Origin of the sequence: Phycicoccus jejuensis (assembly GCF_000720925.1) — a bacterium.
Taxonomy (GTDB): domain Bacteria; phylum Actinomycetota; class Actinomycetes; order Actinomycetales; family Dermatophilaceae; genus Phycicoccus; species Phycicoccus jejuensis.
Window position 1 is genome coordinate 1 of record NZ_JOEE01000027.1, and the last position, 1,718, is coordinate 1,718.

Consider the following 1,718-nt stretch of genomic DNA (forward strand, 5'->3'; position numbering starts at 1 on the left):
CCTTACAAGGATCGCATCACCATGAAGAAGCAGAACGCCAAGAAGCAGAAGGTCGACCACGTCGGCAAGATGCTCAAGGACAAGGCCGACCAGAAGGCGCAGATCGCAGCGCGCGTCGCGCCCGAAGCGCCGAAGAAGAACGAGGTCAAGAAGGTCTATGCGCTCGGGTCTCCCGGCCATAACCGCAAGGTGCTCGGTGTGACGCTGACCGAAGTCAAGCGCCGCATCAATGAAGAGACGGCCATCGTCAAGGTCGCACTCGACGCGAACGGTGACCCGACCGGCGAAAGCTCGACCTTCAACTATCGCGACACCGCCGCCTGCACCAAGCGCCGCCGCGAATACACGCGCCGCAACCTGATCGGCCGCAGCTCGAAGACGGCGAAGCAGCGTCGCAAGAACAACCACGTCTCGGCGGTCGGCACCAGGGGCACCAAGCCGTCGAAGAAGAACAGCGCGAAGGGTGCCCCCTCCACGTCGGCGAAGAAGGCGGCCTGATCCATGCGCCAGTACACACGCGAAGTGAGCACCGATCTCGGTGCCAAGATCACCATCCGCATCGAAGCGGACAACAACCAGGCCGTCGTCCTGAAGGACGATGATCTCGGGTACTCGACCACGCTCGACCCGAAAGCCGCCAACCAGCTCGGGCAACACCTGATCCAAGCTGCGCGGATCGCCGCCATCAACGTCCTCGATCCTCCGGCACAGCGCACCGTCCGCGACGGCGCTGGCATGTTGGACGTGCGCCTGGGGACCGATCAATGATGATGATCGACCGCAAGACCTTCGACGCACTCGCGGCGCTGACGGCCCACCCCAAGGCGTTCTTCAGCCTCCAACAGTTGCTCGACCACCTGGCCGCGCATCCCGACGAGAACCCGCTGGTCTACGCGAACGCGGTCAAGCTGCAACTCGACGTTCAGGCCGCGCTCGAAACGTACCTCGAAGGGCGCAAGCAGCTCGGCCTGCGCAACGTCATGGAAGGTCTCGTCGTCGGAGCCGGTGCGCTCGCTATGGCGGTCGGCCGGACCACCCAGGACGTGCCCATGCCGGACCAAGACGTTGCCGCGTCGCTGGCCCACCACTGCGTCACCTGCTTCGGGCAGAACCTTCACGTTTCGTGGAAGGCCCCGCAGTGGTCGACGAGACCCACCCACGAACCTCCGCACTCCACCAACTGAAAGCATCCCATGTCTCTCCACCCTTCCGATCAATACACCCAAGACCTGAAGACGCGCCGCATGTTCGCCTCGATCACCGAGAACATGCAGAACATGGAGAAGCAGGTCGGCGATCTGCTCGCTCTCGCGTCCGGCATGCGCAACACTCTCGGCACCGCCGCGCTGTTGCTCGCGCAGATCGAAGCGAACTACGTGAACGGTTGCGCCGAACGTCGCAGGGTCGACGCGTTGGCGATGGAGTTGCAGACGCGGCTCGCCGATCTCACCGGCAAGACGGCCGCCGCGCTCGTTACGGGTTACGCCGAACACAAGTCGTTCAGCGATAGGCTCTCAGGCGTTCAGACACAGGCGGACAGGATCGCGAACGACCGCTTCGTCAAAGACGACGAGAAGGGCGGCCCGTTGCCCGGCGTCGAATATGTGGGCCTCGAATGGTTCATGACCAAGCTGTCGATGTCGCGCAAGGTCGTCGAGAACCGGATCACCAACGGCGCGCTGCCGGAGCACGATGCGGTCGACGACACCGGCCAGGGC

At 63.8% G+C, this 1,718-nt stretch carries 4 protein-coding genes; all 4 read left to right on the plus strand.

All coding sequences use genetic code 11. The annotated features are described in order from the left end of the window. Positions 1-498 (plus strand): hypothetical protein (locus tag IG69_RS0119400; protein WP_211251050.1); only part of this gene is annotated, 498 nt, incomplete at its 5' end. 24 nt (positions 499-522) lie between these two features. Then, positions 523-768: a hypothetical protein gene (locus IG69_RS0119405; RefSeq protein ID WP_157577742.1), complete on the plus strand. Its 246-nt coding sequence runs from the start codon at positions 523-525 to the stop codon at positions 766-768. After that, entirely contained in the window at positions 765-1,184 is a 420-nt protein-coding gene (locus IG69_RS0119410) for a hypothetical protein (protein ID WP_031027990.1), read from the plus strand. The genes IG69_RS0119405 and IG69_RS0119410 overlap by 4 nt, the downstream gene beginning before the upstream one ends. 60 nt (positions 1,185-1,244) lie before the next feature. Beyond that, positions 1,245-1,718: hypothetical protein (locus IG69_RS20600; protein ID WP_157577743.1), on the plus strand; the 474-nt coding region annotated here is incomplete at its 3' end.

Coding starts and splice junctions, on each gene's coding strand:
- IG69_RS0119410 (WP_031027990.1), top strand. CDS start 765: ATGATGATGATCGACCGCAAGACCTTCGACGCACTCGCGGCGCTGACG.